The organism is Vibrio sp. D431a, from assembly GCF_030248655.1.
Taxonomy (GTDB): domain Bacteria; phylum Pseudomonadota; class Gammaproteobacteria; order Enterobacterales; family Vibrionaceae; genus Vibrio; species Vibrio alginolyticus.
In genome coordinates, this window is sequence record NZ_JAHGAP010000057.1 from 22,748 (window position 1) to 28,800 (window position 6,053).

The following is a 6,053-nucleotide window of genomic DNA, read 5'->3' on the forward strand; positions in this document are numbered from 1 at the left end:
CAGTCAGAAAACGATGATCAGTAAGCCAGTCGTATTACGCGACTGGCTTTTTTTCTAGACATTTTCGGCACAAACACAGCTGGTTGGCGCTTGGCTTGGGTAAATCACGGGTTTCTATAGTAAAGCACCAGCATGTCTCTTTGCCTGCGGCGATATCACAATGGGCTTGAGTCCCGCACTCAGGACAACTGTGCGTTGAATCTTCTCCTGCGATTTGTTCGATAATCGCATCTCGTTGGAGATCGGTTTTGTCTTTCCATTGGATGATTTCATCCATCGTTCGGTGACAACCAGAGCATATTCCGGCGTTATTTTTACATGCAGCTCGACAAGGTGACTTCATTGCTTTCTCGTTCTCATTTTTTATGCCGCGTACTCTAGCATAAAGCGAGTCAAGGCCGCCAAAAATAAACGTGACTGCGATTTGCTGGTGAGGAGGGAGAACCAGTGTTACCCTTGGACGAGTTACCTTAACTCTCTGTCACTTATGTTAGAAAAAGAAAACCTCATTAAACTCGCTAGAATGCAAATGCCATTTGGGAAATATGCAGGGCGAGTGTTAATCGACCTGCCTGAAGAATACTTACTGTGGTTTGATAAAAAGGGCTGGCCAAGCGGCGAGCTAGGGGATTTGCTCAAGCTATGTTTAGCGCTCAAAATTGAAGGCTTAGATAGTGTCGTGAAGCCTTTGAAGCGTATGTAACTAGCCACAGAAACTCCCACTCTTAATGAAAAGACTTATTATGAATTTTGATATCGATGCACTGAAACATCACCAATTGGTCGAAGATGGTAAACTAGAGGGATGTTACATTCATCAGCCAGCTCAAGGTAGCCAACACAATGACAAAGCTGTTTTGGCAGAGCGCCAAGCGTTGGAAAAGTTGGGATATAAGGTAATACAGGTTAAAGCTAAAGGCGGGACAACAACGTTTGCCGAGGCGATGCAAAAGCTTGCAAAGGAAACTGGTCACCTGCCTAAGGAGTAAGTGAGTGTAACCTGCCACAGCCTTACAAGTTCTCCCACCAGACTATTTTTTCATTCAAAAGAGCCAGACCGTTAGGCTGACTCTTTTTGGCCCCAAAGTGTGTTACGCCTCGAAATGCGAATTTAGATAATTGGCAATTTTATACATACAAAACTCTGCTCTTTGCCATTCAGGCAGAGTGCCCCAAAACTGGTAACAATGATATGAATGTTATCGTCGCTAGGCTGATGTTGAACACGCGCTGTCTTAATACGGTATTGAGATAAATACGAATTTTTTTACCAACCCAGACCCAAGTAATATTTGCAAACAGTCCGAATGTCGTAAACACGAAAGTAATCAATGTAACAGAGAACCAATAGTTAGAAGGGAGACTATAACTTGTGACCAAAGCAAGTGATGCCATCCAAGCCTTCATATTACCCAGTTGAAACAACGTAGCCTGAGTTACGTTGATTGGTTTGCTTTTAGTGGGTTTGCCTGCGAAAGGGTTAGTACATAGCAGCTTAATCATCAGCCAGAACATGTAAACCAGACCGATGTATTTTATAGCGAGATACCAACTTGGATGAGTTTGTAGGGCAACACCGACACCACATGCACAAAGCAGAATTAACCCTATTACGCCAATACGGATACCAATTAGGTGTCGCCATGATTTCCTTATACCAAATTGTGCCCCTGAGTTGGCGAGCAATAAGTTATTTGGGCCGGGTGTTATGGCGGTGACAAACGCAAATAAACTCATCGCTGGAGTTAGGTCCCATAATGTTGTCATTTCTTTTCTTCTCAAATTAGTGCTGATAAGCCAAGAATAAAGGGATGAAGTGAGAGAGACCTACAGTTAATGCGTCATGGTGACAATTCTTTGATTTCATTTTCGTCAGGCCTTATTTATCCTGAATACAAGAATTAATTGTACCCCTTCGGAGAGAGACAATGTTAGTCCCTGATATATCGGGTCGTTCCGGACCTAAGTTTATGGCACTGGCTGATGCGATTGCTGAGGTGATAGAGAGTGGTGAACTCGAACCAGACACTAAATTACCTCCTCAGCGTATTTTATCTTATCGCTTAGGTGTGACGGTTGGAACGGTGACGAGGGCATATAGGGAGCTAGAGCGGAGGGGCTTAACGGAACCAAAAGTAGGAAGCGGTACTTATGTACGTAACAGAGAAACTGAACTGAACCACTTTTATCATCCGGTATTGGAAGAAAAAGGCATTGATCTGGCACGTTGCCGACCTTTGCTATTATCGCAGCCGAAATTTCTTGCGAATGCGTTGAAAGAGCTATCACACGAGGAAATTGCGCAGGCAGCCGTGCTGGATTACTACTCCGCTGATGGCATTCAGGGTCATAACGAGACTCTTCGACAATGGCTGATGACCAAATTCAATATCGATATTGATTCACAGCGTCTAGTGTGGACTCATGGAGGGCAACACGGGATATCGTTGATTATTCAATCTCTGAGCCGCCCTAAAGATACAATTCTTGCTGAAGGGCTGTGTTATCCAGAGTTCATCTATGCATGTCAGCAATCCGAACGAAAGCTAGTGCCAGTAAAAGTCGATGAACATGGATTAGATCCAGAAGATCTGGCTTTGCACTGTAAGAGGCATCGCCCAAAACTGCTTTATCTTACGCCGGGAATACAGAACCCGACCGGAGCTCAGTTAACGGATAGCCGAAGACTAAAAATCATAGAGATATGTCGTCGTTATAATGTGTTGATCATTGAGGACGATGTTCTCTACTGCCCACCGTCTCATCGAAAGAGTCCCTTAGTTGCTATCGCTCCAGATATTACCTTATACGTGGGCAGTTTTTCTAAGTACTTTGCAGGTGGATTGCGGCTGGGTTTCATCATTCTGCCTCTGTCGTTCAAAGATTTACTGCAACGTGCGCTAAGAGCCAGTTGTATGTATGTTAGCCCTTTGATAATTGACCTTGTTTGTCGTTGGTTAACTAGCGGAGCTATGCAAGCCGTGGACAGAGAGATAGCGATGGAACTCAGTGCACGTCATCGGATCTGGAAGGCAGTATTTCCCGAAATCCAGATTGGTGTTCCTGGTTACAATGTGTGGCTACCTTTGCCTGAGCCATTAACAGGGTATCACTTTAACCAGTCGTTGTTGAAACATGGTGTCAGAGTGAGGGAAGCGGAAATGTTTGCTGTGGGTCGGTATGAAGTGCCGGCAGCAGTGAGGATATCACTTGCAGGTCCATTAAGCCGATTACAATTGCAATCAGCTTTAGATATCGTAAGAGAGCAAATCAAACGGTTAACTTAAGTTTCATAGTTCACATGGATTGCTCAATATCTAACTATTCAATGCTCTATTAGGATTGAACACACCGATATACATAAAGTGCTCGAAGTTGTGCTCAAAGTCTCAAAAGTTACTTGAAATCTGAAACTCGCTTGGACGTCTTTTGGGCAGCATCGAGTTGATTCATCTTTGTCGAGAACCTTTATGTTGAGTACTTTCCAACGCAAAAGTGCCCCATTGTTACTTGGGGCTAGTACTAATCCATCTATTGTGAGTATGGCTTTGCCTTAATAAATCTTATTTGAACTCGCCTCTAAATGAGTGGGCTTATCGATGTAACTCAGCAACGCTCATAGTGAAAACTAAATCCGAATCTGCTTGGTTTGAGTAGCTGTGAGGGACATCCGTTTTAGCTATAGCGGACTGACCTTCATGCAGTTCTATGGCTTTCCCATCAATATTCAAAGTGAGTATTCCAGACTCAACATGAAAAAGTTCAAACGTGCCTTGTGGATGACCTGCTGATTCAAAAACTTCTGATGGTTTCATATTCCAGCGCCACAACTCAATCATATCTGGGCCGCTTGTTCCCGCCAGAAGTTTTGCGCTACCACCGTGCTCGCCAGTCCAAAGCGTTGGAATGTCCTCTTTATCAATGATGTTGACTGTTGGATTACTCGCAACATTCACAATATCGGCAACCGAAATCCCAAGGGCAGCAGACAGTTTACACAACGTCGAAATGCTAGGGTTAGCTGCCCCTTTCTCTACTTCTACTAACATGCCTTTACTTATCCCTGCTCTTTTTGACAGGGCATCCAGTGACAACTTGAGCCTTTTTCGATGTTCCTTGATCCTTGCGGCTACCGCTTGATTAATGAAATCAGCATCAGTGCCACTATCGGTCGATATATTGACTTTTTTGGTCATTGTAATGTATCTTGCATGAAAATGAATCACTGAAGGAATTATCTAATGGTTGTTATAGTGCCGTCAATCGATGCTCGAATTTCCCAGATTGCACCAGAGTTCAAAGCATTGAGCATATCCGTTAAAGGAACGGAAGTTCAGAGCCAAGAGTATGCAAAACGGGTTCTGCAAGAAGCATGTACTTCCGTCATTGAGAACGACTATCCATGGGCAGAATCACACATCAATGCGTGGGGAGACGTTTTTCGTCAATTTGGCGCTAAACCAAATCGAACCCCTTGCTCGGCTGCTGCACTGCGAAAACGAGTATTGAAAGATGGAGGAATGCAGAGCATTGACCCTATTGTGGATATTTATAATGCCATCAGTATTCGATACGCCATACCCGTAGGTGGTGAAGATATGGACAGTTATCAAGGAACGCCAACACTCACTATCGCAGATGGCTCTGAATCCTTTGACACCATGAAAAATGGTGAGGCTTCAATTGAAAACCCTGATGTTGGGGAAGTAATTTGGCGCGATGAAGTAGGCGTTACTTGTCGTCGTTGGAACTGGAGGCAGGGTGTCAGAACCCGAATTGAATCTGACACACGTAACATGTGGTTTATTCTAGAAAGCTTGCCTGAAATGCCACTAGAACACTTGCAGGAGGCGGGGCAAGAAATGATTAAACACTTGCAAGTGATCATGCCTGATTCAGTGATAGAGCAATCGTTGGTGTTTGCTTCAAAATCCATTGAGGTTTGATGTGATAAATACTTTGTTAACGGGTGCCGTTGTTTCTGGAAGTTTGATTGTCGCAATCGGTAGCCAAAATGCGTTTCTATTAAAGTGCGGATTAAAAAAGCAATACGCACTGTCCGTTGCCACTATCTGCTTTCTTGGAGACATTCTACTGATCAGTACTGGTGTACTTGGTGTAGGGACACTGCTCTATAAAGCACCATTATGGAAAGACCTTTTGACTCTTGGCGGCGTAGTATTTCTTTTCTGGTATGGCTACCAATCTGCAAAATCAGCATGGAATGGTTCAAGTCACCTAGAGTTGGAAAATTCGGACATTGCCCAGAGTTGGTTAAAAGTCGTTTTAATGGCGATGGCTATCACTTTTTTAAATCCACATGTCTATCTGGATACGGTGGTGATCCTTGGTGGTGTGACTGCTCAAATGGAACCTGATGAAAAACTATTGTTTGTTATAGGGGCACTGATTGCATCAGGGATCTGGTTTTATGGATTAGTGTATTTGGCTAACAAGTTGATCCCACTTTTTAGTAAGCCAAGAACATGGAGAATTTTAGATTCTGCGATTTCATGCATCATGTTTGGTATTGCATTGAAGCTCGCAACACCTCTATTAAGCCAATACATATAGAACGTCTCGATAAAGCTGCATTTCCAATAACTAAACTGCTCCTGCCAGATTGGACACAGATTTTCCATACCAGAAGTTATTCGCATTTTGCTAATTTAAGTAAATGCTCTAAATTATTTCTGTCCAAGAGAGTGCTGGCGCAGTTCAAAGTAGGCACTTGCTTTGGGTTACTCGACTCCAAGTAACTTTATTGCTATGTTTCGCAAAATATATGGAGAATCTCCTGCGCGTTATTTTTCTAGATGCCGTGCAGAATAATGTGTTGACCGGCTGAGGGAAAAATGAAAACCAAAATAATAATGTCTTTTCTACTCGCTACATTGTGTGTCAGTGTCAGCGCCAGTACGAATGAGCCGAAATACCATTCTGCGCTAACAATCAAAACGGGATTCAGTGAAGACAGAGATAAGCCAGTAGAAGTCTATTATTGGTATCCCACAACGAACGAAAAAAACAATTTCACGTTTGGTAGGGGGAAC

Annotated in this window: 8 protein-coding genes and 1 pseudogene; 6 read left to right on the plus strand and 3 right to left on the minus strand. The window is 43.4% G+C overall.

Features of this window, described 5'->3' with window-relative positions; translation table 11 throughout:
• Positions 1 to 34 precede the first annotated feature (34 nt).
• Positions 35 to 343 carry a cysteine-rich CWC family protein gene (locus KJB35_RS27215; protein WP_080276966.1) on the minus strand — a complete coding sequence of 103 codons (309 nt, stop codon included), beginning with the start codon at positions 341 to 343 and terminating at the stop codon, positions 35 to 37.
• Between the two features lie 144 nt (positions 344 to 487).
• Here KJB35_RS27215 and KJB35_RS27220 point away from each other — a divergent pair, with 144 nt between their 5' ends.
• On the plus strand, positions 488 to 703 hold the full coding sequence (locus KJB35_RS27220) for a DUF3820 family protein (RefSeq protein WP_005375557.1): 216 nt from the start codon (positions 488 to 490) through the stop codon (positions 701 to 703).
• 40 nt (positions 704 to 743) lie between these two features.
• On the plus strand, positions 744 to 989 hold the full coding sequence (locus KJB35_RS27225) for a hypothetical protein (RefSeq protein ID WP_005375556.1): 246 nt from the start codon (positions 744 to 746) through the stop codon (positions 987 to 989).
• Between the two features lie 169 nt (positions 990 to 1,158).
• On the opposite strand, the gene KJB35_RS27230 is transcribed toward KJB35_RS27225, so the two are convergent.
• A complete protein-coding gene (locus KJB35_RS27230) occupies positions 1,159 to 1,767 on the minus strand; it encodes a LysE family translocator (RefSeq protein WP_005389411.1) in 609 nt (202 codons plus the stop codon).
• Positions 1,768 to 1,928: 161 nt separating this feature from the next.
• Here KJB35_RS27230 and KJB35_RS27235 point away from each other — a divergent pair, with 161 nt between their 5' ends.
• Positions 1,929 to 3,287, plus strand: a complete 1,359-nt coding sequence (locus KJB35_RS27235) for a PLP-dependent aminotransferase family protein (protein ID WP_025768447.1) — start codon at positions 1,929 to 1,931, stop codon at positions 3,285 to 3,287.
• Between the two features lie 306 nt (positions 3,288 to 3,593).
• On the opposite strand, the gene KJB35_RS27240 is transcribed toward KJB35_RS27235, so the two are convergent.
• Positions 3,594 to 4,196, minus strand: a complete 603-nt coding sequence (locus tag KJB35_RS27240) for a helix-turn-helix transcriptional regulator (protein WP_025768446.1) — start codon at positions 4,194 to 4,196, stop codon at positions 3,594 to 3,596.
• 45 nt (positions 4,197 to 4,241) lie between these two features.
• On the opposite strand from KJB35_RS27240, the gene KJB35_RS27245 reads away from it, so the two are divergent.
• The 3 genes and pseudogenes from KJB35_RS27245 to KJB35_RS27255 form a co-directional block, all read left to right on the plus strand.
• Positions 4,242 to 4,946, plus strand: coding sequence for a B3/4 domain-containing protein (locus tag KJB35_RS27245; protein ID WP_025768445.1), 705 nt, complete (start codon positions 4,242 to 4,244; stop codon positions 4,944 to 4,946).
• Position 4,947: 1 nt separating this feature from the next.
• Positions 4,948 to 5,574 carry a LysE/ArgO family amino acid transporter gene (locus KJB35_RS27250; RefSeq protein ID WP_025768444.1) on the plus strand — a complete coding sequence of 209 codons (627 nt, stop codon included), beginning with the start codon at positions 4,948 to 4,950 and terminating at the stop codon, positions 5,572 to 5,574.
• A 281-nt stretch (positions 5,575 to 5,855) separates the two neighbouring features.
• Positions 5,856 to 6,053, plus strand: a pseudogene (locus KJB35_RS27255) (hypothetical protein); the annotation flags it as partial.

Coding starts and splice junctions, on each gene's coding strand:
- KJB35_RS27235 (WP_025768447.1), top strand. CDS start 1,929: ATGTTAGTCCCTGATATATCGGGTCGTTCCGGACCTAAGTTTATGGCA.
- KJB35_RS27220 (WP_005375557.1), top strand. CDS start 488: ATGTTAGAAAAAGAAAACCTCATTAAACTCGCTAGAATGCAAATGCCA.
- KJB35_RS27215 (WP_080276966.1), bottom strand. CDS start 343: ATGAAGTCACCTTGTCGAGCTGCATGTAAAAATAACGCCGGAATATGC.
- KJB35_RS27240 (WP_025768446.1), bottom strand. CDS start 4,196: ATGACCAAAAAAGTCAATATATCGACCGATAGTGGCACTGATGCTGAT.
- KJB35_RS27225 (WP_005375556.1), top strand. CDS start 744: ATGAATTTTGATATCGATGCACTGAAACATCACCAATTGGTCGAAGAT.
- KJB35_RS27230 (WP_005389411.1), bottom strand. CDS start 1,767: ATGACAACATTATGGGACCTAACTCCAGCGATGAGTTTATTTGCGTTT.
- KJB35_RS27245 (WP_025768445.1), top strand. CDS start 4,242: ATGGTTGTTATAGTGCCGTCAATCGATGCTCGAATTTCCCAGATTGCA.